The sequence below is a fragment of the Tardiphaga sp. vice154 genome (genome assembly GCF_007018645.1).
In the GTDB taxonomy this organism is placed as follows: domain Bacteria; phylum Pseudomonadota; class Alphaproteobacteria; order Rhizobiales; family Xanthobacteraceae; genus Tardiphaga.
Genome location: NZ_CP041399.1, coordinates 3,300,679 through 3,324,612 on the forward strand (window position 1 = coordinate 3,300,679; position 23,934 = coordinate 3,324,612).

Sequence of the window (23,934 nt, forward strand, 5' to 3'; positions counted from 1 at the left end):
TTCCGCTCACGCGAGACGAGGCGTCCCGCGTCCCTTTCATAGGTCCGGCGCGATCCGGCTGCAACGGGCAGCCCGCTGCAACAGGCAGCCAGATCAGCCAACCTTGGTGCCGACGTCGGCGGGGCGCGTGGCGGCAGGCGCCGGCGGCTGATCGATGGTGCGGACCGGCTCGATCGGCTTCTCGGCGGGCGGTACCGTCTTGTCGTCGTCGGCCATGCCCTTCTTGAAGGCCTTGATGCCCTGCGCGACGTCGCCCATCAGGTCGGAAATCTTGCCGCGGCCGAACAACAACAGGACCACCCCGATCACCACGATCCAGTGCCAAATGCTGAGTGAACCCATCCTGAAACCCTCCACACGCGGCCGGTCGCCCGGCCGTCAATCTGACCGGAACGTAGGACGCGGGCATGTCAAAAACAAGGACCTAAGCCCCCGTGAAATCGCGCATAACGCCGCGCGTCGCCGCGAGCGTTAACGGCCCGGAATCAGCGTTCGGTGTCTTCTTCCGGCTCGTCAGAACCGGCCTCGCCGAGGCGCGGCGCCGGATCGACCGCTTCGGTCTCCTCCAGTCCATCGGCCTCAAGCTCGGCCGATTCGGGCGCCTCGGCCTCGATCTCGGCGGTCTCGGCGGCGTCTATCTCCGCCTCGATGGTGTCGGCATCACCCAGTTCAGGTTCGGCGGTTTCCAGCCCGGCATCCGCCTCTTCGGACTCGTCGGCGTCCTCAGCCAACTCGGCCAGGTCGTCCCCGACTTCCAGTTCGGCTTCGACCACCTCGATTTCGACGATTTCCTCGACCTCGGCAAAGCCAACGACATCGCCGGCTTCAGCCTCGACGGTTTCCGGATCGACCAGTTGCCGCTCGGCAATTTCCAGTTCGAGGGCGTCGACCGCTTTTTCGATCAGTCCGGGGAATTCAGGCTCCGGTTCAGGCAGCGACAGACCGAGTTCGCCGTCTTCCAGCGGATCCTCGTCCTCGCGCAACGTGGGATCGTCGGACGGGTTCGGCACGCTGAAGCCCGCGGGCAGCCGCGAATCCAGCAGGCCGGTGCCCTTCAGCTCTTCCAGGCCCGGCAGGTCGCCGAGCGCTTCCAGGCTGAACTGCGACAGGAACGTATCGGTGGTGCCGAAGGTCAGCGGGCGGCCCGGCGTCTTGCGACGGCCGCGCGGCCGGATCCAGCCGGTCTCCAGCAGCACGTCGAGCGTGCCCTTGGAGGTGACGACGCCGCGGATGTCCTCGATCTCGGCGCGGGTCACCGGCTGGTGATAGGCGACGATCGCCAGCACTTCGACCGCGGCGCGCGACAGTTTGCGCGTTTCGGTGGTTTCGCGGGTCATCAGCCAGGACAGGTCGCCGGCGGTGCGAAACGTCCATTTGTTGGCGACGCGGATCAGGTTGACGCCGCGCATCGCATAATCGGCCTGCAGCCGCGCCAGCGCGGACTTGATGTCGACGCCGTCCGGCATGCGCTTGGCCAAGGCGGCCTGGTCGAGCGGCTCGCTGGAGGCGAACAGCAGCGCTTCGAGCAAACGCAGTTCCTCGGGACGTGCTTCCGGCTGATCGTCGGCCTGCACGATCGGATCCTCGGCATCGTCGATGATTTTCTCGGCGAGGCTTGCCATGTCGGGATCTCCTTCTTCCACTACTCGGCCGGAACGTCCGGCTCCACCAGCGCAGCCGTCGCGGAACGCGGCGGGGGCTTGCGGAAATACAGCGGCGCGAACGCCGCCTTCTGGCTGAGATCGAGCGTGCCCTCGCGGACCATCTCGAGCGCAGCCGCAAAGCTCGATGCCATCACGGTGGCGCGCTGGGCGGGATCGACGACATAGGCCAGCAGATATTCGTCGAGCCGGCTCCAGTCCTCGGCCATGCCGACAAGGCGCTCCAGCGAGGCGCGAGCCTCCGACAGCGACCACACGGTGCGGCGCGCCAGATGCACCTTGGTCAGCACGCGGGCCTGACGCTGCGTCGCATAGGCCGACAGCAGATCATAAAGCGTGGCGGTGAACTTCGGATGCTTGACCTCGGCGATCGCCTCGGGCGCGCCGCGCGGAAAAATATCGCGCATGAGCTGCGGCCGGGTCATCAGCTGGTTGGAGGCCTCGCGGATCGCCTCCAGCCGGCGCAGCCGGTTGGCCAGCGCCGTCGCCATGTCCTCGGCGCTCGGGCCCTCGGCCGAAGGCGGCTCGGGCAACAACAGCCGCGACTTCAGGAACGCCAGCCACGCCGCCATCACAAGGTAGTCGGCAGCCAGTTCCAGGCGGATTTTTCGCGCGGCTTCGATGAAGACGAGATACTGGTCGGCGAGCGCCAGGATCGAGATCTTGTGCAGGTCGACCTTCTGCTGCCGCGCCAAAGCGAGCAGCAGGTCGAGCGGGCCTTCATAGCCCTCGACGTCTACGACTAGGGAGGGCTCATCGTCCTCGACGATTTCCGCGGGACGCCCGGTTTCGAAGGACAGGATTTCAGCGCTCATGCGCGGGCCTCGGCGCGGGCGATCAGGGCATCGAGATCGGCACGGCCCTGGACGCGGTCGAACGCATCCGGCTGCCGGCGCGACGCCAGCACCGCTTTGGCGCGTTCCAGCGCTTGGCCGGCGAGGATCGGGGTCTCGGCGGCGACGGCGCGCATCTCGTCGAGCTTGCCGTTGCAATGCAGGACGACGTCGCAGCCGGCCGCCACGATCGCGCGAGTTCGCTCCGCGATCGATCCGGCCAACGCATTCATGGACACGTCATCACTCATCAACAAACCCTGGAACCCGATCGAGCCGCGAATCACCTGAGCAATGATTGTCGCAGATGTCGTCGCCGGTTGTTCGGGATCGAGGGCGCTAAACACAACATGTGCAGTCATCGCCATCGGTAAATCGGCCAAAGGCCTGAATGCGGCGAAATCGAAGGCTTCGAGTTCCGCCGCAGAGGTATCCACGACCGGCAATTTGAAATGGGTGTCGGCGGTAGCGCGGCCGTGACCGGGAATGTGCTTGAGCACCGGCAGCACGCCGCCCTGCTCCAGCCCGGTCGTCGCGGCGCGGGCGATGGCCGCGACCTTGTCCGGCGTGGTGCCATAGGCGCGGTTACCGATCACGGCGTCGGCGCCCTCGACCGGGACATCGGCTAGCGGCAGGCAGTCAACGGTGATGCCGAGATCCACCAGATCGGCGGCGATCAGGCGCGACGACAGCCGCGCGGCTTCAAGGCCAAGCGCCGGCTCGATGTCATAGAGCGTGCCGAACACGGCGCCGGGCGGATACACCGGCCAGTGCGGCGGGCCGAGGCGTTGCACCCGGCCGCCCTCTTGATCGATTAGCACGACGGCATCGAGATCGCCTGTACTCTCGCGCAATTCTTCAACCAATCTCGTGACTTGCGCGGGATTGTCGATGTTGCGTTTGAACAGGATGAAACCCCAGGGCCGCTCCGCGCGCAAAAACGCGCGCTCTTCGGCGGTCAGTTCCAGTCCGGATACGCCGGTGATGAAGGCACGTTTGGTCATGAGGCCGATTAGCCCCCATCGGCGCCCAGGGTCAAGGAAACGGCCGTTAATTCCTTTGGACGACGCAGCTTCCGCCGGCAGATTTCAGGCTTCCGCACATCTGCGCAGCTTCCTCGGACGAGCCGAACGGCCCCACCATCGCGCGATAATAGGTGCCCTTTTCGCCGAGATCGGCCTTCTTGATCGTCGGCGTGCGCGACCCGAGCACCGACGGGTACTTGCCTTGCAGCGCCTTGAACGAGGCCGCGGCTTCCGACTCCGAGCGCTGCGACGCGATCTGCACCAGATAGCCGCCACCAGCGGTGGTCGCGGGCGCTATGGCCTGCGGCGCGTTGTTGGCGACGCGGGCGGGGGCGGCAGGAGCCGGAGCGGCCTGTGGCGACAGCGAAATCGGCGCATTGGCCGGCCGGGCCGGCGCGGCGGCCGGCGGCGTACCGGTCAGGCGCGCCGGCGCCTGGCGGGCGGCCGGGGTGGCGTTCGGGTCCGTCTGGTCGCCTTTCACGGCAAAGGTGCGAATCTTGCGCGGTTCATCGCCGCCCTGTGCGGGGGCGCCGACCATCGGCTTGCCGGCCGGCGCGACGCTGGCGGTCGAGGGTGGATTGGCGTTCTGGTTCAGCGGCGGAAATACCACGCGCGGGCCACCTGCCTTGCTGGCATCCTGCACATTCACCGGCGTCTCCTCGCGCGACACCATTTTCTCCGGCGCGGCGCCGAGCCGGTCCTGGATCAGCTTGGCGTTCGCGTCGGTCGATGACGGCGGCACAATCTTGTTGGGGCCGGTGTCGGCCCGGATCACCGGGGGTTCGCCCGACCGCGGCGAGCCGATATAGGTCCGATAGGCGAAGGCCGCGCCAGTGCCGACCACGGCCAGCGCCAGCACGACGCCCACGGTCATCAGCCCGCCGCGACGCTTCGGTGCCGGCTCGTCGGCATAGGCATCCTGATAGGCGTAGGGGTCTTCTGCATAATTCTGACTCTGCGGCTGCTCGTAGCCGGGATCGGGCCGGCCATACAGCGCGTCATCATAGCGCGCGGGATCGGCGGGCTCCTGGTAGTGCTGTTCGGCGTAGGGATCGGGATGCGCAGCAGCGAAGCTTGGCGCCGGATGGTAGTCGGCTTCCGGCGCCGGCTCGGGGGCGTAGCGATTCACCTTGTAGGCCGTATCGGGTTCATGCTGATCCGTGACTTCCGGCTGATGGGTGTTCGGCTGATAGGCTTCCTGCGCGGCGACGCGCTTCATCCACGGCGGCGGGCCGCTCGGAGCGCCATCGGCATCATCTTCCGGCTTCGGCGGCACCGGCTCGGCGCGGCGCGACTGGCTGCCGTACCCGGTATTGGCGAACGGATCGCTCTGCCCGATCAGCCGCGCCAGTTCGGCCAACGGATCGGCGTCGCTGCGCGGTCGCGACGCATCGCGACTGTGATCGTCTGAGGGGAAGGGTCGGTCGTGGTATCGATGATCAGCCATAGTCAATTTGCGTCCCCTTCGGGAAAGCCGCCAACCCGCTTGTCAACGATCGGCCGCTAGTGTGAGCCGCCACAGATCCCCGTCAGACGGCCGTCCCCTGTCTACCGCATCTCGTCTGGCGCGGTGACGCCGAGAACGGCGAGGCCCGATGCCAGGACCGAGACGACGCTCTGGACCAGTGCCAGTCGCGCTTTGGTAAGTTCTGCATCATTAGTGATAATGAAGCGTAAATGAGGCATATCGCGGCCCCGGGTCCACAGCGCATGGAAGGCGCTGGCAAGGTCGTAGAGGTAGAAAGCGATCCGGTGCGGCTCGTGCGCCAGCGCGGCGGATTCGATCATCCGGGGATACAACGCCAGTTGCCGCGCCAGGCCGAGCTCGGCGGCGTCGTCGAGCCGCTCGACGGGCGCGTCCTTCAGATAGGCGACCCGGGCTTCGGTCTCCTCCGGCAGGTCAGCCAGCATTTCGCGGGCGTTGCGGAAGATCGAATGGCCGCGGGCGTGGCCGTACTGGACGTAGAACACCGGATTGTCCTTCGACTGCTCGCGGACCTTGGCGAGGTCGAAATCGAGCACCGCATCGTTCTTGCGAAACAGCATCATGAAGCGCACCGCGTCGGGGCCAACCTCGTCGACCACCTCGCGCAAAGTGACGAAATCGCCGGAGCGCTTCGACATCTTCACCTGCTCGCCATTGCGCAACAGTTTGACGAGTTGCACGATCTTGACGTCGAGCGTGCCCTGCCCGGCGGTCACCGCCTTGATAGCCGCCTGCACGCGCTTGATGTAGCCGCCGTGGTCGGAGCCCCAGACGTCGACCATGTTGCGGAAGCCGCGGTCGAACTTGTTCTTGTGGTTGGCGATGTCGGACGCGAAATAGGTATAGCCGCCGTCCGACTTCTTCAGCGGCCGATCGACGTCGTCGCCATAGGCGGTGGCCCGGAACAGAGTCTGCTCGCGGTCTTCGTAATCCTCGACCGGCACGCCCTTCGGCGGCGGCAGCCGGCCCTCATAGACGTCGCCCTTGGCGCGCAGGAATTCGATGGTGTCGGCGACCTTGTCGACATCGCCGGAAATCAGCGAGCGCTCGGAGAAGAACACGTCGTGCTGGATGTTGAGGGCGGCGAGATCGCCCCGGATCATTTCCATCATCATGGCGATCGACGTGTCACGCACGCCCGGCAGCCATTCGGACTCCGGCTGGAGCAGCAACAGGTCACCATATTGGGCGGCGAGCGCCTGCCCGACCGGCACCAGATAATCGCCGGGATACAGGCCTTCCGGAATCGGGCCGATGTCCTGGCCGAGCGCCTCGCGGTAGCGCAGGAAAGCGGAACGCGCGAGCACGTCGACCTGGGCGCCGGCGTCGTTGATGTAATATTCCCGGCAGACATCAAAGCCGGCGGTGGCCAGCAGGCTGCACAGCGCGTCGCCGAACACCGCGCCGCGGCAATGGCCGACATGCATCGGCCCGGTCGGATTGGCCGAGACGTATTCGACATTGACCTTCTCGCCGACGCCGGTCGCGAGGCGGCCGTAGGCGTCGCCGTCGCGCAGCACGGCGCGCAGCGCCTCGGCCCACACCGCGGTCTTCAAAGTCAGGTTGATGAAGCCGGGACCGGCGACATCGACGGAGGCGACCAGATCGTCGTCGCGCAGTTTCGCGGCGATTGCTTCGGCGAGGTCCTTCGGCTTCAGCCTGGCCTGCTTGGCCAGCACCATGGCGGCGTTGCTGGCCATATCGCCGTGCGAGGCATCCTTGGTCGGCTCGACCACGACGCGCGACAGATCGAGCCCGGCCGGCAGCGTGCCTTCGTCGGCCAGCGCGCGGCAGACCGCATGGACGCGCGCGAGCATGATGGCGAACAGATGCGGAGACGGTGCGGAGGCCATGCGTGCAAACCAGAACTGCGCCGGACGATTCCGGCTGGAAGAAGAAGCGGATGATTAGCGGTTTCGCAGCCGGATCGCCAATCTTTTCAAAGCCAAGATACAGGATTAATCTGGCGTATATTAAGCAGCACAATCAATATCCTGCGCCAATATTCTAACGTAACTCGGGAGTTGAATCGAAAAGCCGCATATGTTCGGTGATGGCATAACGGTCGGTCATGCCGGCGATGAAATTGCCGATCCGGCGGGCGCGGTCGGCATCGCTTTCCGGCACCGAACCGGTCGGCAGCCATTCCGGCGGCAGGTCCTCGGGCGCCCTCTGGTAGCGCGCGAACAGGTCGAACAGGATACATTCGGCCTCGCCCATCACCCGCATCACCCGGGCGTGGCGGTACATCCGCGCCTTCAGGAACGCCTTGATGCCGGCCTCGGCCTTCTCGGCCTCGCGGGGAAACGCGATCAGCCCCTCGCCATGGCGGCGCACTGCCTCGACCGAGCCGAGCTGCGCCTGGGCCAGCCGCCGCGTCGACTCGCCGACCACGGCGCCGAGCAGATAGGAGATCAGTTCGCGCACCAGTTCGGCGCCGCGCCGGACCTCGTCGAGACCGGGATAGCGCGCGTCGATGTCGTCGATCATGTCGGCGGCGAGCGGCATCACCCGCAAATCGGTGACGGTGAACAGCCCGGCCCGCAGGCCGTCGTCGATGTCATGGGCATCATAGGCGATGTCGTCGGCGAGCGCCGCGACCTGGGCCTCGAGCGAAGCATAGCTGGAAAGCTCGAGGTCCCAGATATCGTTGAATTCGGTAATCCCCCGCGGCAGGCCCGGACCGGCATAATGGCCGAGCGCGGCCCCCGCCGGGTCGGTCAGCGGCCCGTTGTGCTTGACCACGCCCTCCAGCGTTTCCCAGGTCAGGTTGAGCCCGTCGAAATCGGGATAGCGATGCTCCAGCGCGGTGACGACGCGCAGCGTCTGGGCGTTGTGGTCGAAGCCGCCGTGCTCGGCGAGACAGGTGTCCAACGCGCGCTCGCCGGCGTGTCCGAACGGCGGGTGGCCGATGTCATGCGCCAGCGCCAGCGTCTCGGTGAGGTCTTCGTCCAGGCCGAGCTGGCGGGCGATGGCACGGGCGATCTGCGCGACTTCCAGCGTGTGGGTCAGCCGGGTGCGATAATGGTCGCCCTCATGGAACACGAACACCTGGGTCTTGTGCTTGAGGCGGCGAAAGGCGGTCGAATGGATCACGCGGTCGCAATCCCGCCGGAAGGCGCTGCGGGTGGCGCTTTCCGGCTCGGCGACCAACCGTCCCCGGCTACGCAGGGGGTCGCAGGCATACGGCGCGCGCGGCGCCGCCATTCCAACCGCCACGGTGTTTTGTCCTTATCCAATTGATTCCGCTGTCCAACGCACTTAACTATGCGGAGCGGGTTATTCAAACTTCCTGAGCGTCCCGCAGGAGTCACATCATGACAGCCACCAGCGTCACCATCAGCGAGCGGGCCGCCCGCCGGATCGGCGAAATCCTCAGGACCGAGGGCGATGGCGCCATGCTGCGCATCTCCGTCGAGGGCGGCGGTTGCTCAGGTTTTTCCTACAAATTCGACGTCGATCGCGCCAAGGCCGAGGATGACCTTGTTATCAACCGCGACAGCGCCGTGGTGCTGGTCGATTCCGCATCGGTGCCATTTCTGGCGGGCTCCGAAGTCGATTTCGTCGACGATCTGATCGGCGCGTCGTTCCGGGTGGTCAATCCAAACGCCACGGCCTCTTGCGGCTGCGGGACGAGTTTTTCGATCTGAGTAGGGATCTCAAGGCGCAAGAGTTTATGTCTCGCGCCGGCCGGCGGCGATGACTCCTTAGGCTGGTTCGCCTTGGGCTAGCCGGTTTTGACGGGCTTGAACGTCCACACTTCGTTCAGACCGCTGTCCCATTTCCAGACGATGATAGGGGTGCTGATGGGCTGCCAGTCGCTGCCTGCTGCATTGAGGTTCTGGTCGTTGTTGCCGACGATCCGCACCGGATACGGCGAGTCGCTCGCCACTTCCCAGGTGTGCGCATCGTCGAACGTCAGATTTTCAGGCAGATCGAACAGCTGAACGGCCGCTCCATTGTCTCCCGACGCCGGGGCCGCATACAGCCCGCGATACGGATTGAGCAGTATGAGTCCGCGGGTCGCAGGATAGGCCACAAGACTCCACAGCTGGTCAGGATCGCTGGTAGATGCGGTTTTTAGGATCAGCTGGCTGCCGGCCTGGTGGCTGTTGCCATCGATAGCCAGCGCCAGCCCGGTTCCCATGGTGATCTGGTAGCAAATGTTGGTCATGTGAACGCCCCGGCCCCATTTTAAACTTAAGGTTGCTTATGAAAAGCACAACCTTAGAGGTTTAACAATACCAAAGGAACTTTTCATGGTGGATGCCGTGGCCGGATGACGTCAGCGCTTCTTCCTACGTCACCTTGCGGCGGAAGGCGGCGCGGCGCGGCCGCGACGAATGGGGTGGACGATAGGCCCGGAGCTCGCGGCCCCCCCCTCACTCGTCCGCTGTACGCGCGGCACCTTTGCCTCTGAGTGGAGAGCGAAGGAAAGGAGTGCGACCCACTGTCTCTATCTCTCCGCGAACATCGCCCGCGCATTGCCATGGGCGATCTGCTTCGCGATCGCCGGCGACAGCTGCGCCAGCCAGGCGCGGTAGCCTTCCATGGTGTCGCCGTAGCTCGACCAGCGTTCCGGCACCCAGGTGTCGGAGCCGAGCAGGAAGCGGTCGGGGTATTTCTCGAACAAAGCGCGCCATTCCGTCGTGAGCCGGCCCGCGCCGTCGACGATGCCGCTGCGATAGGACAGCTCGCCCCACAGCTTCGGATATTTCGCCAGCATCGCGGCGACGCGATCCGCCGACAGGCCGAAGCCGGTATGCGCCCAGATGATCTGCGCCCGCGGATTGTGCCGCATCAGGATCTCGATGGCCTCGGCATCGGAATGGGCGTGCAGATAGAGATCATGCGCGACGGCGAAATCGACGGTCTTCCTGACCATCTCGGTGTCGGCGGACTTGCCGTGCAGATGGAATTCGCCGACGCCGCGGTAGTAGCCGCGCTTGAACTCGTCCTGCACCAGATCGAAGATCACGGGATCGTTGAACCAGGTCTGGATATCGGGCCGGACGCGGTAAGGCCGGATGAAGGGCACCACCTGCAGGTCGCTGGCTTTGCCCTCGGCCTTGGCGCCCATCAGCACATGGGTGCCGGTGTTGGGACGGCTGGTGGCCAGAATGCCGGTGACGCGGTGCTTCTTCAGCAGCGCCAGCACCTCGTCGGGCTGAAAGGTCGGCGTCGGCTCGAAATTATAGTGCAGATGCGCGTCGAAAATCTCGATCGGCTCGTCGGCCGCGCGCACCGGCGCGGCGAGAAAGGTCAGTGCAACCAGAGCCGAGGCCCAGGGCAATTGCATCACTCCGCCGCCACGGCGCGCGGCCGCTCCTCGTCGAACGCCTCGTGCTCCTGCGGATTCAGGCGGCGCTTCAGCTTGCGGTCGATGCGGTCGAGATAGATGTAGATCACCGGGGTGATGAACAGCGTCAGGATCTGCGAGACACAGAGGCCGCCAACCACCGCGATGCCGAGCGGCTGGCGCAGTTCGGCGCCGGCCCCCGCGCCGAGCGCGATCGGCAGCGTGCCGAAGATCGCAGCAAAGGTCGTCATCATGATCGGGCGGAAACGCAGCAAAGCGGCCTCGCGGATCGCATGCTCGGCGGAGAGCCCGACGCGGCGGCGCTCCAGCGCGAAATCGACCATCATGATGGCGTTCTTCTTGACGATGCCGACCAGCATGACGATGCCGATCATCGCGATCACCGACATTTCCATCTTGAACAGCATCAGCGTCAGGATCGCGCCGATGCCGGCCGACGGCAGGCCGGAGATGATGGTGATGGGGTGAATGAAGCTCTCGTAGAGAATGCCGAGGATGACGAAGGCGGCAAACACCGCGGCGAGGATCAGGACGCCCTGCCCGCGCAAGGAATCCTGGAACACCTGCGCGGTGCCGGAGAATCCTGTTGCGATCGTCACCGGCAGCTTGGAGTCCGCCTCGATGCGGGTGATCTGGTCGACCGCATAGCCCAGCGAATAGCCGGGTTGCAGGTTGAACGAGATCGTCACTGCCGGCTGCTGGCCCTGATGGTTGATCTGCAGCGGACCCACCGTCGGCACCAGCCGCGCCACCGCGCTGAGCGGGATGGTCTGGTTGTTGCCGGTCTTCATGTAGAGCCTGGAGATGTCGCTGGGATCGATGCGGAACTGCGGCTGCGCCTCCAGGATGATCTGGTAGTCGTTGGTCGGCATGTAGATGGTGCCGACCTGCCGTGCGCCGAAGGCGTTGTAGAGCTGGTTGCGGACCTGATCGACGGTGATGCCGTAGACCGCGGCCTTCTCGCGGTCGATATCGACCGTCATCTGCGGGTTCTTGATATAGAGGTCGGTGGTGACGTCGAGCAGGCCCGGCACCTTGGCGATCTGGTCGCGCATCTCCGGCGAGACGCGGTACAGCGTCTCGGTGTCGCTGCCCTGCAGCACATATTGATACTGGCTCTTCGACGGACGGCCGCCGACGCTGAGGTTCTGGATACTCTGGAAGAACGCCTGCAGGCCGGGAATGGCAGTGGCCTTCTGGCGCAGCCGGGCAATCACCACCGGCGCCGGCTCGCGCTGCTTCTGCGGCTTCAGCGCGATGAACAGCCGGCCGTAATTGGCGGTCGGATTGGGGCCGCCGGAACCGACGGTCGAATTGATGTAGTCGACCGCCGGATCGGATTTCAGCAATTCGGCCAGTGCCATTTGCCGGGTCGTCATCGCCTCGAACGAGGTGTCGGTGGCAGCCTCGGTAATCCCCGTCAGGAAGCCCGTATCCTCCTGCGGGAAGAAGCCCTTCGGCACGATCATGTAGAGATAGACGGTGCCGCCAAGCGTGGCGATGGTCAGCATCAGCATCAGGAACTTGTGCGCCAGCACGTGGTCGAGCGCCCATTCGTAGCCGCGCAGCCAGGCGGCGAACATCCGCTCGAACAGCCGGAGTACGATGTTTTCTTTCTTGTGCGGATCATGCGCCTTCAGCACGCGCGCGCAGAGCATCGGCGTCAGCGTCAGCGACACGAAGCCGGAGACGATGATGGCGACCGCCACGGTGACCGCGAATTCGCGGAACACGCGGCCGACGATGCCGCCCATCAGCAGCACCGGGATGAACACCGCGATCAGCGAGAAGGTGATCGAGATGATGGTGAAGCCGATCTCGCGCGCGCCCTTCAAGGCGGCGTCGAACGGCTTCATGCCGTGTTCGATGTGGCGGACGATGTTTTCCAGCATGACGATGGCGTCATCGACCACGAAGCCGACCGACAGCGTCAGCGCCAGCAGCGTCATGTTGTTGATGGAGTAGTCCAGCATGTACATCACGGCGCAGGTGCCGAACAACGAGATCGGCACGGCAAGCGCCGGGATGAAGGTCGCCGAGGCCGAGCGCAGGAACAGGAAGATCACGATGATCACCAGCACCACGGCGATCAGCAGCGTCTCCTCGACGTCGGCCACGGCCTCGCGCACCGAGACCGAACGGTCCATCATCACGCTGACCTCGATCGAGGGCGGTAGCTGCGCCTGCAGCGACGGCAGCTTGGCGCGCACGCCATCGACCACCGCGACCGTATTGGCGTCGGGCTGCTTCTGGATCGCCAGCACGATGGCGCGCTTGCCGTTCAGCCAGGTCGCGACCTTGTCGTTCTCGACCGCGTCATAGATCTTGGCGACCTCGTTGAGCTTGACCGGCGAGCCGTTGCGCCACGCCACCACGATCTGGTCGTAATCCGACGCCTTGTTCATCTGGCCGGAGGCCTGCAGCGAGATATCCTGCTTCGGTCCGTTCAGGGTACCGACGGGGGTCGAGGAATTGGCCCGCGACACCGCGGTGCGGATGTCCTCCAGCGACAGGCCGCGTGCCGCGGCGGCTTCCGGATCGGCCTGGACGCGAATGGCGAATTTCTGCGAGCCGTAGATCACGACCTGGGCGACGCCCGTGATCTGCGACAGCGCCTGCCCGATGGTGATGTCGCCGAATTCATTGACCGCCGACAGCGGCAGCGTCGATGAGCTCAAGGCGACGAACAGCACCGGGAAGTCGCCGGGGTTCACCTTGCGGAAGCTTGGCGGGATCGTCATCTCGATCGGCAGCCGGCGCTGCGCGATGGTCAGTGCGGTCTGCACGTCCAGGGCGGCGGCATCGATGTTGCGGTTGAGGTCGAACTGGATCGTGATCCCGGTGGTGCCCTGCGACGAGCTCGACGACATCGAGGAAATGCCGGCGATGGTCGAGAGCTGGCGCTCGATGACGCCCGCGACCGACGCCGCCATGGTGTCGGCGCTGGCGCCGGGCAGTGTGGCGGTCACGGCGATGGTCGGAAAATCCACCTTCGGCAGCGCCGACACCGGCAGCAGCCGGAATCCGAAAATACCGAACGCGATGATCGTCGCGGTGAGCAGCGTGGTCATCACCGGGCGGCGGATGCTGAGTTCGGAAAGCGTCATGGCTCAGGCCCCGGCCTTGCGGGCGCGCGCCTCGACCCTTGTGCCCTCGGTCAGCAGCAACTGGCCGTCGACCACCACATCCTCCGTGCCCGTCAGGCCGGAGCTGATGACCGACATGCCCTGCGCGGTGCGATCGACCGTGACCGGCTGCACATGGGCGATATTGTCCTTCACGGTGAACACGAAATTGCCGGTCTGGCTGCGCTGCACGGCGACGGTCGGCACCACCACGCCATCCTCGCTGCGCACGATCAGCTTGGTCTGCACCAGGATGCCCGGCCACAGCGTCTCCGACGGGTTGTTCATAATGCCGCGCACGGTAACCATGCCGGTGGTCGAATCGACGGTGTTCTCGACCATCGCGACCTTGCCGTCTTCCGACCGGCCGCTCTGCGGAATGGTCGCGATCACCTTGGTCGAGCCCGCCGCCATCGCCTCGCGGAGATCCGCGAGCACGCGCTGCGGCACCGCAAAGGAGACGTAGACCGGCGCCATCTGGTTGATGATCGCCAGCGGCGTGGTATCGGCCGGGCGCACGAAATTGCCGACCTTGACGTTGGCCTGGCTGATGCGGCCGGCAAACGGCGCGCGGATCTGGGTGAAGCTCTTCTGCACCTTGAGATTGTCCAGCGCCGACTGGTCGGCCTGGATGGTACCGGCAAGGATGTCGGACGCGGTCTTGGCATTGTCGACATTGACCTGGGTGGTGGCGCCCTTGCCGATCAGGTCGCTGAAGCGCCGGACGTCGCGCTCGGCGCCGGCGAGCTGGGCGCGGTCCTTCATCAGGGTGCCCTCGGCCTGCTCGATCTGGGCGTCGATCTGGCGCGAGTCGAGGGTGAACAGGAGGTCGCCCTCCTTCACCCTGGCGCCGTCTTCGAAGTGCACGGCGAGGATGGTGGTCTCGACCCGGGATTTCAATGCGACGCTGGAGATCGGCGTTACCATGCCGATCGAATCGACATCGACCGGGACCGGCTTGCGCTCGGCCTTGGCAAGCTCGACGGCGACGACGCGAACGCGGGGCGGCGCCTTGGCGCTGGTATTGCCGCCGCTCCACGACGCGCGTGTCAGATAGGCTGCGGCCGCCGCGGCGCCGACAACCAGGATCAAGGCGATCGATGTACTTTTTTTCATCACATCCCACGTCAATACAGCCGAATGCCCGGGCCTCTCCGATGCTCCAGCCCCCGACAGCGACTTATGCGCTTTGGCCCAGCCTATCACGGCGCGACGGTGCATGGTATGCACACAAACAAGATTTCGCCATCATTATCACCGGGAAACACTGCCATGCGGATCGCGACCTGGAACGTGAACTCCGTCCGTCAGCGGCTCGACCACCTGCTTACCTGGCTGCGCGACTGCGCGCCGGACATCGTGTGCCTGCAGGAGATCAAATGCGTCGATGAGGCCTTTCCGCGCGAGGCGATCGAGGCGCTCGGCTACAATGTCATCACCCATGGCCAGAAGACCTTCAATGGCGTGGCGCTGCTCTCGAAGTACCCGCTGGAGGAAGCCACGCCTCGCCTGCCCGGCGACGACGAGGACACCCATGCGCGCTTCATCGAAGGCGTGGTGTCGCTGAAATCCGGCGTGGTGCGCGTCGCCTGCCTTTACCTGCCGAACGGCAATCCGGTCGATACCGAGAAGTACCCCTACAAGCTGAAATGGATGTCCCGGCTGCAGGAATTCACCCGCCTGCGGCTGAAGACCGAGGAGCCGCTGATCCTGGCCGGCGACTTCAACGTGATCCCGGCCCCGGCCGACGTGCACAACCCTGCCGCCTGGGCCAATGACGCGCTGTTCAAGCCGGAGACGCGGGAGAGCTTCCAGTCCCTGCTCGGCCTCGGCATGACCGACGCGCTGCGCGCCGTCACCGACGAACCCGGCCAGTACACGTTCTGGGATTACCAGGCCGGCGCCTGGCAGAAGAACTGGGGCATCCGCATCGACGATTTGCTGCTGTCGCCACAGGCCAGCGACAAGCTCGTCGACGTCGGCATCGATAAATATGTCCGCGCCTGGGAAAAGCCGTCGGACCACGTGCCGGTGTGGATCGACCTGGATCTGGAGGCGGCGTGATCGCCGCTCCGCAGGGTCAAAGGCTGATCAGTCCTTGCGGCCCTGCACCCAGTGCTCGATCATCTGCAGCGCCATCGCGCGGTCGTCCTCGGACGCCTTGCTGATCGCCCGGTTGTAGCTTTCCTGGATCCAGACCTCGTCGGGCGCGGCGTTGTCGCGGGCCAGCGTCAGCCACATCAGTCCGCGGGCCATCTGGCGCGGCAGCGCCTCGCCGTTGAACAGCATCTGGCCGAGCAGCGCCTGGGCCTGGTGCTGGCCCTTCTGCGCGGCGAGGCCGAGCCAGCGCACGCCGTATTTGGTGTCGCGCGGCGCGCCGATGCCCTTCAGGTACAGGCGGGCCAGGTCGTATTGCGCGTCGGCATTGCCGAAATAGGACGCGGCATAGGAGAACATCTCGCGGGCGCGCTCGGTGTCGACCTTGACGCGCGAGTTCGGAATGCCGTCGAGGTAATAGCGTCCGAGCGCCACGAAGGCATTGGCGACGATGGTGGCCTGCGGCGCCGACGGGCTGTCCTCGGCATGGGCATTGGCGATGCGGCTGAAATAGTCAAAAGCGCGCAAATCGTCCTGCGCCACGCCGTTGCCGTCGGCATACATCCGGCCGAGCTTCCACTGCGCGATCGGATGGCCGCCCTCGGCCGCATATTGCAACGCGGTCAGCGTGGTCTCGGGCTTGGCCGACTTTTTCAGGATGGGAGCCGTACCGGGCAGCGCGGAAACCATCGGGATGGTCGCGTCCGATCCGACCGGGGCGCCGTCGAAGGCCAGCGATGGCGTGGCCACCGACGCGGCCCCCAGGACGATTGCGACAAGAAATGTACGCTCGATAATCCGCATAACATGGTTTCTCGTGCGCCCTGCCGGGGCCGGTAACAGCGCGACCGACGGCCGCTCCGACCGGCCCGGCAAACTGCCGGACGCTACAGATGCAGGAAGGCTCGCATGTGGTCGAAGCCTGGTCGCCCGCCCGTCGACGGACCGTTTCCGGTCCAACGTCCAATGATCGACAGCGCGGCCGTCCGGATTTTCCATGATCCCTAAATCACGCATGTGTTTGGCGAGATCACGGCCACGCGGTTTCAAATCCGCGACGCAAGGAGTCTTTTTGAAGACATCGACACCTTCGGAAATAGCCGCCAGCGCGCGACCGGGATGGCCATCCGTCGGCTCATCAGGCCCGCAACGCACGATCGCGGCGCGGCCTTGCGGCGCGGATCGGTTAGACCTGGATGGCGTCGTGGCGTTCATCTCGAACCTGGTTTCCCAACCTGCCGCGCCGACAAGCCGACGTTTCCGTCGCTCGCGCGCGCCAGCGGTGGTCTGCGGACGTCAAATGATTTCATGGAGGCGTGTGGCTAAATCGCGGCGCACGCAAGGATCAGTTAGGCGGACGGTTAAATCCCGGGGAACTGTGGCCCCAGCGCAACATTTGTTGCGCCCATGCAATCTTGGGAAAGCGACTAAAGTCGCAGGTCGCGGCTCGGCACTCTCTAGCGAGGACTGCGACCGATTGCACAAACGGCATTACTGATCGTCAGCCAAGCGCCGTTTGGCCTACCGTCAAACATCCTGCCAAGCAGGCGACGGCGCGCCGGTTCACATCCCGGTAAAGCCGGCCTTGACCGGATCGTTGCTGCCATCGAGTTCGCGCAGATAGGTCAGTCCGCACACCGTCAGGCGGTGTTCGTCCTTCTCGCCGCCATCGAACAGCGACTGGATGTAGCTCGACACCTTGGCGCGCGCTTCGTCGTTGGCGCTCTGGGTCCGGCTCACCATCATTTCGTAGGTGTGCATGATGCGGTCGATGGCGGTCTGCATGGGATTGTCTTCTCCGGACATCAGGCGACGAGCTGGGTGGATTCGAACGATGCGATGGCGCGATTGGCGAGGCGGATCTTGTTGCCTTCGCCGCGGTGAAACATCTGCACGATAAGTTCGAGCAGGCGATCATGCGTGATCTGGCTGTCGGGAATGGCGCCGCTCCTGCGCAGATAGTTGGCAGCGATGGCGTAGGCATCGCCCACCGCCTCGACGTTCATCACCTTCAATCCGCGCTCGACCAACATGGCAAGTTCCTCCGGTTCGAAGCGATAAGGCGCGGAGGCTGGAACAAGTTCCGTCGGCGGAAACATTTTTGGCGGCGCGATCTCCGGCGCCGCCGGAGACCACGTCGCTCAAACGACAATCGGCCCGCTGTTTCCAGGCGGGCCGATCAAGGTCGTCAGATCGGAGGTCCGCCGTTGCCCGGCGTGTGGTGATTGGGTGGTCGCACTTCTCGGATGAGAGCGGCACATGGCCGGCCTCGGGGCCGGAGCCGGTCGCGAAGCATACACGCTCCGCGCCAGCGCCTTGGTGCGTTTCCTCAGTTCGTTCTCAAAGGCGATACAGGATCTGGTCGGTCCAGAAACGCTCGAGGCGATGCAGCGACTTGTTGAGCGTGGCGAATTCTTCGTTCGAGATGCCGCCGACCTGCTCAACGGTCTTGACGTGCTTGCGATACAGCGCGTCGACGATGTGGCGGATTTCCTGGCCCTGCGCGGTCAGGCGGATGCGGACCGAGCGGCGATCGACGCGGCTGCGCTGGTGATCGAGGAAGCCGAGTTCGACGAGCTTCTTCAGATTGTACGACACGTTCGAGCCGAGATAGTAGCCGCGGGTGCGCAGCTCGCCGGCGGTCAATTCCTTGTCGCCGATGTTGTACAGCAGAAGCGCCTGCACCGAATTGATATCAGCACGACCGCGGCGGTCGAACTCGTCCTTGATCACGTCGAGCAGGCGGCGATGCAGACGCTCCACCAGCGTGAGCGCTTCGAGATATAGCGGCTGCACCGGCGCCTGTCCGGGAACGAGATCCACGTTCTCAACCGTCGATACGGCTTTCATCATGACACTAACCCCTGTTATCGCTTCGTCGCTTTTTGCGACTTATTTGACGAAACTTTTGTCCCGTCTGATGGTCTCAACGTAAGGGTCAGCGTTTGAAGAACCGCTTAAATAAGACAATAAAGAGATCATGAATTTGAGACAGTGAATCGCGTATTAAGCCGATGAATAAAGGGCTTCTTGCAATCTTTGATTCACGCTGCGGAGCTCGTGTTCCAGCTTTGTCCGCGGATTCTGGCCCATAGCGAAACAGCATCCTTCAAATCTTAAAGGTTGGGGTAACGGAGATGACCGCGGCGTTAGGGTGACTCAAATCTTACCGAAAAAATGCCGAAAATTATTCGACAGTTTTACGCAAAAAGATTGGGCGCGTTACGCAACCCCGCGCACCCTGCCCTCCCAATACGGCGCGCGCAGCGCCTTGCGGTCGAGCTTGCCGAGGCCGGTGACGGGGATCTCGGCGAGAAAGTCGATCGTCTTCGGCGACCACGGCGCGCCGCGCTTGTCCTTCACATGGGCCTGCAACTCGGCGGCGGAATTGTTGGCGCCGGGCTTCAGCACGACGAAGGCCTTCACCGCCTCGCCCCATTTGTCGTCGGGAATGCCGATCACCGCGGCCGACGCCACCGCAGGATGCGCCATCAAGGCGTCCTCGACTTCGCGCGGATAGATGTTGAATCCGCCGGAGATGATCATGTCCTTGGTGCGGTCGACGATGTAGAAATAGCCGTCGGCATCTTTCACCGCGACATCGCCGGTGTGCAGCCAGCCGCCGCGCAGCGCTTCCTCGGTCGCCTCCGGCCGCTTCCAGTAGCCATCCATCACCAGCGAGCCGCGTACGCAGATCTCGCCGGGCTGGCCCAATGCCACTTCGCGCATCTCGGCATCGAACAATTTGACCTCGACCATCGCATTGGCGCGGCCGCAGGAGCCGAGGCGCCCGGGCTTTGCATCGTCATGATCGATCTTGCGCATCGTGGTGATGATCTGCGGCGCTTCGGTCTGGCCGTAGAGCTGCACGAAGACATTGCCGAAGATTGCGATGCCTTCGCGCAGCCGGTCCGGCGACATCGGCGCCGCGCCGTAGACGATCGTCTGCAGGCTGCTGAGGTCGTATTTTTCGCGCAAGGCCGGCGCGTCGATCAGCGCATAGATCAGCGTCGGCACCAGGAAGGTCGCGGTGATCCTGTCCTCCTGCACGGCCCGGCAATAGGTCTCAGCGTCAAAACCCTGCACCAGCCGGCTGAAGCCGCCGCGCAGCATCACCGGAAACAGCGTGATGCCCGCCGCGTGGCTGATCGGCGTCGCGGCGAGATAGCGGATCTCGGCCGGCCAGTCCCAGTCCGCGACGATCGCCAGCGACATCGCCACCAGCACGCGGTGCGGCAGCATCACGCCCTTGGAGCGGCCGGTGGTGCCGCCGGTATAAGCGAGGAAGGCCGTGTCGCCGAACGCGCTGTCGTCGACCAGCGGCGCCGGCACGGCGTCCGGCAGCTCGGCCAGCAGGTCGCGCGCGCCTTCCAGCGCGCCGAAGGAGAGAAGATGCTTGAGGCCGGGGACGCGCGCCTGGATCGCCAGGCCGCGCGCGGCAAACTTGCCGGCCTCGACGATCAGCGCGTCGATTTCGGCGTCCTCGACGATGAAGGCATGATCGTCTTCCGCGGCCATCGGATGCAGCGGCGTGTAGCGCAGCCCCATCACCATGCAGGCGGAAATCGCCGCCCAGGCGTCGGCGCGGTTGCCGGACAACACACAGAGTGCGTCGCCCTTCTTGAGGCCGATCGATCGAAACAGCGTGATGAAGCGGGCGACGACATCGCCGAACTCGCGGTAGCTCCAGCGCACGGTGCCATCGGCCAGCGCGGGGCGATCGCCGTGGCGCGCGATGGCGCTGACGATCAGGCTGCCGGCGGTGCCGCCGGAATAAAGCGGGTTCATGGAAACCTCCCTGGATTATCAAGCACGGCCTTCTGCGAGGCCTGTCGTGCGGCAGCGACGGTACCTATGGCGGCCGTTCGCGGGCGGCCATCCAGGCCAGCGCCAGATAGGCGGCGAGAAATACCGCCTGCAGTCCGACGATCACCAGATTGCCGCCGTAGATATTGGGGAACATCAGCTCGATCACACCCATCGAGACCACGGTGGTGAGCCAGACCACCGCCCCCCACGGCGTCGCCAGCCACAGCCCGACGGCGCCGACCAGTTCGATGACCGCGAAATAGACCGTGGCCGTCTGCCAGGCCATGGTCTGCACCTCGAAGGCCTCGTCCTCGGTGCCGACGAAGCCGGTGACCTGCGCCCAGTGGTACAGGCCCTGGGCCATCGAGATCACGGCCATGATGCGCAGAAACAGCACCAGCCGGCGGGTCCAGACGTTCTCTTCGGAGATTTCGCGGGTCGAGGAGATCGCCGCGACCGACATCGCCAGATCCCGCGACGAGATGTCCCGCGAGGTGTCGCGTGCGGCGGGCTCAGACATGCCGCGGCCGTTCGGGAGCGGGAACTGGAGAGATGGTGCGAGTCATGGCTGGTTTTGTGGGCCTTCGGGGCCGCAAAATCAATCACCCAGCCATTCCATGATCGCGGTGACGAAACACCGGTCACATGCTAGAACTAGAAAAAGTCGAATTCGAAAGTTCGGGAGAGACGGCATCATGGCGATCAAATTCGGGCGTCCCATCGACCTGCGTGAGCCCTCCCCGCGTCCCTCCGTCTACACCGCCCCGTCGCTCGATCTCGTCAGCCGGCCGCGCCGCAACCGCAAGTCGGAATGGGCGCGCCGCATGGTGCGCGAAAACGTCCTCACCACCGACGACCTGATCTGGCCGTTGTTCGTGATCGACGGCGACAACAAGCGCGCCGACGTCGCCTCGATGCCCGGCGTGCAGCGCCTGACGGTCGATCAGGCGGTGCGCGACGCCGAGCGCGCCATGAAGCTCGACATTCCCTGCATCGCGCTGTTTCCCTATACCGAGGCCTCGCTGCGCGACGATATCGGTTCGGAAGCCTGGAACGGCAATAATCTGGTCTGCCAGACCGTGCGCGCCATCAAGAAGGAATTTCCCGATCTCGGCGTGCTGTGCGACGTGGCACTCGACCCCTTCACCAGCCACGGCCATGACGGCCTGCTGCATGACGACGGCCGGATCCTGAACGACGAGAGCGTCGCCGTGCTGGTGCGCCAGGCGCTGGTGCAGGCCGAGGCCGGCTGCGACATCATCGCGCCGTCCGACATGATGGACGGGCGGGTCAGTGCGATCCGCACGGCGCTCGATGCCGCCGGGTTCCTCGACGTTCAGATCATGGCCTATGCCGCGAAATACGCCTCCGCCTTCTATGGCCCGTTCCGCGACGCGATCGGCTCGGCCAAGATGCTGACCGGCGACAAGCGCACCTACCAGATGGACTCCGCCAATTCCGACGAGGCGATCCGCGAGGTCGAGCTCGATCTCGCCGAGGGCGCCGACATGGTGATGGTGAAGCCCGGCATGCCCTATCTCGACATCGTCCGCCGCGTGAAGGACACCTTTGCGGTGCCGACCTTCGCCTATCAGGTGTCCGGCGAATACGCGATGATCATGGCCGCCGCCAACAACGGCTGGATCGACGGCGACCGCGCCATGATGGAAAGCCTGCTCGCCTTCAAGCGCGCCGGCGCCGACGGCGTACTGAGCTACTTTGCGCCCGCCGCCGCCGAGAAACTGCGCCGCGAGCGCTAGCCGCGGCTTTTTTCTTCCTTCTCCCCTTGTGGGAGAAGGTGACACGGCCGAAGGCCGTGACGGATGAGGAGTTGCCAGGCTCAGAGCTTGTGGCTACCCCTCACCCGTCTCGACCCGCTACGCGGTTCAATCCACCCTCTCCCACCTAGCGAAGCGAAGCTTCGCGCGGGGGAGAGGGAAGAAAGAGCCGGCTCTCCTCTGCAACGATGCCGGCGTCTTGCGCCGGGGTTCGCCGATATCCATTTGTCAGGACTGCGATGGTGCAGGCGGAGAACCGTGATGTCCGACAACAATTCGAACACCACCTGGCGCAGCGGCCCGCAGCCTGGCGGCGCCTATGATCCGTGGGCGAATCCGCAGCTGTTCAGTGGCGTGCTGACACGGCGCCTTGTCGCCTTCCTGATCGATCTCGTGGTGATCTCCATCCCGGTGGTTCTCGCGGTGATCTTCATCGCGGTGTTCGGGCTGGTCACGCTCGGGCTCGGCTGGGGACTGTTCTGGCTGGTGTCACCGGCCACGGTGATCTGGCCGATCCTGTATTACGGCATGTCGCTCGGCGGCCCGCATTCCGCCACCTGGGGGATGCGGACGATGGATTTGCAGATGCGAACCTTCACCGGCACGCCGGGCTACTTCCTGCTCGGCTGCGCGCATGCGGTGCTGTTCTGGGCCTCGATCTCGTTCCTGACGCCCTTGGTGCTGGTGGTCGGCCTGCTCAATGGCCGTCGTCAGCTGTTGCACGACCTCGTGCTCGGCACCGTGGTCGTCAACAATTCCGCCCAGGCGCGGATGGCGCAGCCGGCAGGCCGGACCTATTGAACGATTATATTCGGCAAAGCGGCCGACGGATTGACCGTCGGCCCGGGCAGCGCGATGCTGGCACCACCTGCTTCGGAGACTGACGCCAACCGTGACCCAGCACTCCCGCGACACTCCGCAATTCTACCTGACGGCGCCGTCGCCCTGCCCTTATTTGCCGGGCCGGCACGAGCGCAAGGTGTTCACCCATCTGGTCGGCGACAAGGCCGGCGATCTCAACGACCTCCTGACCCATGGCGGTTTCCGGCGCTCGCAGTCGATCGCCTATCGCCCGGCCTGCGACCAGTGCCGCGCCTGCGTCTCGATCCGCGTGATCGCCAATGAATTCCGCCCGTCGCGTAATTTCAAGAAGGTGATGGCGCGCAACAGTGACATCATCGGCGAGCAGCGCAGCGCGGTGCCGACCTCGGAGCAGTATTCCGTGTTCCGCGCCTATCTCGACCAGCGCCACCGCAATGGCGGCATGGCCGACATGACCGTGCTGGACTACGCGATGATGGTCGAGGACAGCCATGTCGAGACCAGGCTGATCGAATATCGCCGCCGCGGTCCCGACAGCGGCATCACCGGCCGCGGCGGGGATCTGATCGCCGTAGCGCTGACCGACGTGCTGACCGACGGTCTGTCGATGGTGTATTCGTTCTTCGAGCCGGCCGAAGAGAGCCGCTCGCTCGGCACTTTCATGATCCTCGACCACATCGCCCGCGCGCGCCGGCTCGGGCTGCCTTATGTCTATCTGGGCTACTGGATCGAAGGTTCCAAGAAAATGGACTACAAGGGCCGCTATCTACCGCAGCAGCGGCTGGCGCCCTCCGGCTGGATGCGCGTCGATGCCGGTGGCGAGAGCATCAGCGAGCCGCAAGAGTGATCCGTAGCCCGGATGAAGCGCAGCAAAATCCGGGGGCCAGCGTTTCAGCGGATAGATGACTTACTAAATGATTCCATTATTTCATCACCAGCGAATCTTGGATTCGCTATCGGCCCAGTGGATCGGGACGA

22 protein-coding genes are annotated in these 23,934 nt (G+C 64.8%); 5 read left to right on the top strand and 17 right to left on the bottom strand.

Annotated elements, in window-relative coordinates; all coding sequences use genetic code 11:
* Positions 1 to 93: 93 nt before the first annotated feature.
* The 7 genes from FIU28_RS15390 to FIU28_RS15420 all read right to left on the bottom strand — a co-directional run bounded on the left by FIU28_RS15390 (position 94) and on the right by FIU28_RS15420 (position 8,224).
* Entirely contained in the window at positions 94 to 342 is a 249-nt protein-coding gene (locus FIU28_RS15390; protein ID WP_143574109.1) for a twin-arginine translocase TatA/TatE family subunit, read from the bottom strand.
* A gap of 143 nt (positions 343 to 485) precedes the next feature.
* Positions 486 to 1,622: an SMC-Scp complex subunit ScpB gene (gene scpB / locus FIU28_RS15395; RefSeq protein ID WP_143574110.1), complete on the bottom strand. Its 1,137-nt coding sequence runs from the start codon at positions 1,620 to 1,622 to the stop codon at positions 486 to 488.
* 20 nt (positions 1,623 to 1,642) lie between these two features.
* A complete protein-coding gene (locus FIU28_RS15400) occupies positions 1,643 to 2,476 on the bottom strand; it encodes a segregation and condensation protein A (RefSeq protein ID WP_143574111.1) in 834 nt (277 codons plus the stop codon).
* Entirely contained in the window at positions 2,473 to 3,498 is a 1,026-nt protein-coding gene (gene nagZ / locus FIU28_RS15405; RefSeq protein ID WP_143574112.1) for a beta-N-acetylhexosaminidase, read from the bottom strand. Before nagZ ends, FIU28_RS15400 begins: the two co-directional genes overlap by 4 nt.
* Positions 3,499 to 3,544: 46 nt before the next feature.
* Positions 3,545 to 4,966, bottom strand: a complete 1,422-nt coding sequence (locus tag FIU28_RS15410; RefSeq protein WP_143574113.1) for an SPOR domain-containing protein — start codon at positions 4,964 to 4,966, stop codon at positions 3,545 to 3,547.
* A 101-nt stretch (positions 4,967 to 5,067) separates the two neighbouring features.
* A complete protein-coding gene (gene argS / locus FIU28_RS15415) occupies positions 5,068 to 6,858 on the bottom strand; it encodes an arginine--tRNA ligase (protein ID WP_143574114.1) in 1,791 nt (596 codons plus the stop codon).
* Between the two features lie 154 nt (positions 6,859 to 7,012).
* Entirely contained in the window at positions 7,013 to 8,224 is a 1,212-nt protein-coding gene (locus FIU28_RS15420; protein WP_210245405.1) for a deoxyguanosinetriphosphate triphosphohydrolase, read from the bottom strand.
* 98 nt (positions 8,225 to 8,322) lie between these two features.
* Between FIU28_RS15420 and erpA the strand changes: the two genes are divergently transcribed.
* The gene (gene erpA / locus FIU28_RS15425) at positions 8,323 to 8,655 is read left to right on the top strand and encodes an iron-sulfur cluster insertion protein ErpA (RefSeq protein ID WP_143574115.1); all 333 of its coding nucleotides are present in this window, start codon (positions 8,323 to 8,325) and stop codon (positions 8,653 to 8,655) included.
* Positions 8,656 to 8,732: 77 nt separating this feature from the next.
* On the opposite strand, the gene FIU28_RS15430 is transcribed toward erpA, so the two are convergent.
* From FIU28_RS15430 to FIU28_RS15445, 4 genes are all read right to left on the bottom strand, one after another.
* Complete coding sequence (locus FIU28_RS15430) at positions 8,733 to 9,179, bottom strand: RICIN domain-containing protein (RefSeq protein ID WP_143574116.1); 447 nt, start codon at positions 9,177 to 9,179, stop codon at positions 8,733 to 8,735.
* Between the two features lie 282 nt (positions 9,180 to 9,461).
* Entirely contained in the window at positions 9,462 to 10,304 is an 843-nt protein-coding gene (locus FIU28_RS15435; protein WP_143574117.1) for an amidohydrolase family protein, read from the bottom strand.
* Positions 10,304 to 13,432, bottom strand: a complete 3,129-nt coding sequence (locus tag FIU28_RS15440) for an efflux RND transporter permease subunit (protein ID WP_143574118.1) — start codon at positions 13,430 to 13,432, stop codon at positions 10,304 to 10,306. Before FIU28_RS15440 ends, FIU28_RS15435 begins: the two co-directional genes overlap by 1 nt.
* 3 nt (positions 13,433 to 13,435) lie before the next feature.
* Entirely contained in the window at positions 13,436 to 14,566 is a 1,131-nt protein-coding gene (locus FIU28_RS15445) for an efflux RND transporter periplasmic adaptor subunit (RefSeq protein ID WP_143574119.1), read from the bottom strand.
* 156 nt (positions 14,567 to 14,722) lie between these two features.
* On the opposite strand from FIU28_RS15445, the gene xth reads away from it, so the two are divergent.
* Positions 14,723 to 15,514, top strand: coding sequence for an exodeoxyribonuclease III (gene xth, locus FIU28_RS15450; RefSeq protein WP_143574120.1), 792 nt, complete (start codon positions 14,723 to 14,725; stop codon positions 15,512 to 15,514).
* A 27-nt stretch (positions 15,515 to 15,541) separates the two neighbouring features.
* Here xth and FIU28_RS15455 read toward each other — a convergent pair whose 3' ends face one another.
* The 6 genes from FIU28_RS15455 to FIU28_RS15480 form a co-directional block, all read right to left on the bottom strand.
* Complete coding sequence (locus FIU28_RS15455) at positions 15,542 to 16,351, bottom strand: tetratricopeptide repeat protein (protein WP_143574121.1); 810 nt, start codon at positions 16,349 to 16,351, stop codon at positions 15,542 to 15,544.
* A gap of 759 nt (positions 16,352 to 17,110) precedes the next feature.
* The gene (locus tag FIU28_RS15460) at positions 17,111 to 17,332 is read right to left on the bottom strand and encodes a hypothetical protein (protein WP_143574122.1); all 222 of its coding nucleotides are present in this window, start codon (positions 17,330 to 17,332) and stop codon (positions 17,111 to 17,113) included.
* 20 nt (positions 17,333 to 17,352) lie between these two features.
* Positions 17,353 to 17,580: a hypothetical protein gene (locus tag FIU28_RS15465; protein WP_143574123.1), complete on the bottom strand. Its 228-nt coding sequence runs from the start codon at positions 17,578 to 17,580 to the stop codon at positions 17,353 to 17,355.
* A 307-nt stretch (positions 17,581 to 17,887) separates the two neighbouring features.
* Positions 17,888 to 18,400: a transcriptional regulator LdtR gene (gene ldtR / locus FIU28_RS15470; RefSeq protein ID WP_143574124.1), complete on the bottom strand. Its 513-nt coding sequence runs from the start codon at positions 18,398 to 18,400 to the stop codon at positions 17,888 to 17,890.
* 369 nt (positions 18,401 to 18,769) lie between these two features.
* On the bottom strand, positions 18,770 to 20,335 hold the full coding sequence (locus FIU28_RS15475; RefSeq protein WP_143574125.1) for an AMP-binding protein: 1,566 nt from the start codon (positions 20,333 to 20,335) through the stop codon (positions 18,770 to 18,772).
* A 64-nt stretch (positions 20,336 to 20,399) separates the two neighbouring features.
* Positions 20,400 to 20,876, bottom strand: a complete 477-nt coding sequence (locus FIU28_RS15480; RefSeq protein ID WP_143574126.1) for a DUF6163 family protein — start codon at positions 20,874 to 20,876, stop codon at positions 20,400 to 20,402.
* Between the two features lie 175 nt (positions 20,877 to 21,051).
* Here FIU28_RS15480 and hemB point away from each other — a divergent pair, with 175 nt between their 5' ends.
* From hemB to FIU28_RS15495, 3 genes are all read left to right on the top strand, one after another.
* Positions 21,052 to 22,116, top strand: coding sequence for a porphobilinogen synthase (hemB, locus tag FIU28_RS15485; RefSeq protein ID WP_143574127.1), 1,065 nt, complete (start codon positions 21,052 to 21,054; stop codon positions 22,114 to 22,116).
* A 279-nt stretch (positions 22,117 to 22,395) separates the two neighbouring features.
* Positions 22,396 to 22,935, top strand: coding sequence for an RDD family protein (locus FIU28_RS15490; protein WP_143574128.1), 540 nt, complete (start codon positions 22,396 to 22,398; stop codon positions 22,933 to 22,935).
* Between the two features lie 91 nt (positions 22,936 to 23,026).
* Entirely contained in the window at positions 23,027 to 23,803 is a 777-nt protein-coding gene (locus tag FIU28_RS15495; RefSeq protein ID WP_143574129.1) for an arginyltransferase, read from the top strand.
* The last annotated feature ends 131 nt before the right edge of the window (positions 23,804 to 23,934 follow it).

Coding starts and splice junctions, on each gene's coding strand:
- FIU28_RS15455 (WP_143574121.1), bottom strand. CDS start 16,351: ATGCGGATTATCGAGCGTACATTTCTTGTCGCAATCGTCCTGGGGGCC.
- xth (WP_143574120.1), top strand. CDS start 14,723: ATGCGGATCGCGACCTGGAACGTGAACTCCGTCCGTCAGCGGCTCGAC.
- erpA (WP_143574115.1), top strand. CDS start 8,323: ATGACAGCCACCAGCGTCACCATCAGCGAGCGGGCCGCCCGCCGGATC.
- scpB (WP_143574110.1), bottom strand. CDS start 1,622: ATGGCAAGCCTCGCCGAGAAAATCATCGACGATGCCGAGGATCCGATC.
- FIU28_RS15410 (WP_143574113.1), bottom strand. CDS start 4,966: ATGGCTGATCATCGATACCACGACCGACCCTTCCCCTCAGACGATCAC.
- FIU28_RS15460 (WP_143574122.1), bottom strand. CDS start 17,332: ATGCAGACCGCCATCGACCGCATCATGCACACCTACGAAATGATGGTG.
- FIU28_RS15480 (WP_143574126.1), bottom strand. CDS start 20,876: ATGTCTGAGCCCGCCGCACGCGACACCTCGCGGGACATCTCGTCGCGG.
- FIU28_RS15465 (WP_143574123.1), bottom strand. CDS start 17,580: ATGTTGGTCGAGCGCGGATTGAAGGTGATGAACGTCGAGGCGGTGGGC.
- FIU28_RS15435 (WP_143574117.1), bottom strand. CDS start 10,304: ATGCAATTGCCCTGGGCCTCGGCTCTGGTTGCACTGACCTTTCTCGCC.
- FIU28_RS15430 (WP_143574116.1), bottom strand. CDS start 9,179: ATGACCAACATTTGCTACCAGATCACCATGGGAACCGGGCTGGCGCTG.
- nagZ (WP_143574112.1), bottom strand. CDS start 3,498: ATGACCAAACGTGCCTTCATCACCGGCGTATCCGGACTGGAACTGACC.
- FIU28_RS15445 (WP_143574119.1), bottom strand. CDS start 14,566: ATGAAAAAAAGTACATCGATCGCCTTGATCCTGGTTGTCGGCGCCGCG.
- argS (WP_143574114.1), bottom strand. CDS start 6,858: ATGGCCTCCGCACCGTCTCCGCATCTGTTCGCCATCATGCTCGCGCGC.
- ldtR (WP_143574124.1), bottom strand. CDS start 18,400: ATGATGAAAGCCGTATCGACGGTTGAGAACGTGGATCTCGTTCCCGGA.
- FIU28_RS15475 (WP_143574125.1), bottom strand. CDS start 20,335: ATGAACCCGCTTTATTCCGGCGGCACCGCCGGCAGCCTGATCGTCAGC.
- FIU28_RS15390 (WP_143574109.1), bottom strand. CDS start 342: ATGGGTTCACTCAGCATTTGGCACTGGATCGTGGTGATCGGGGTGGTC.
- FIU28_RS15440 (WP_143574118.1), bottom strand. CDS start 13,432: ATGACGCTTTCCGAACTCAGCATCCGCCGCCCGGTGATGACCACGCTG.
- hemB (WP_143574127.1), top strand. CDS start 21,052: ATGGCGATCAAATTCGGGCGTCCCATCGACCTGCGTGAGCCCTCCCCG.
- FIU28_RS15400 (WP_143574111.1), bottom strand. CDS start 2,476: ATGAGCGCTGAAATCCTGTCCTTCGAAACCGGGCGTCCCGCGGAAATC.
- FIU28_RS15490 (WP_143574128.1), top strand. CDS start 22,396: ATGTCCGACAACAATTCGAACACCACCTGGCGCAGCGGCCCGCAGCCT.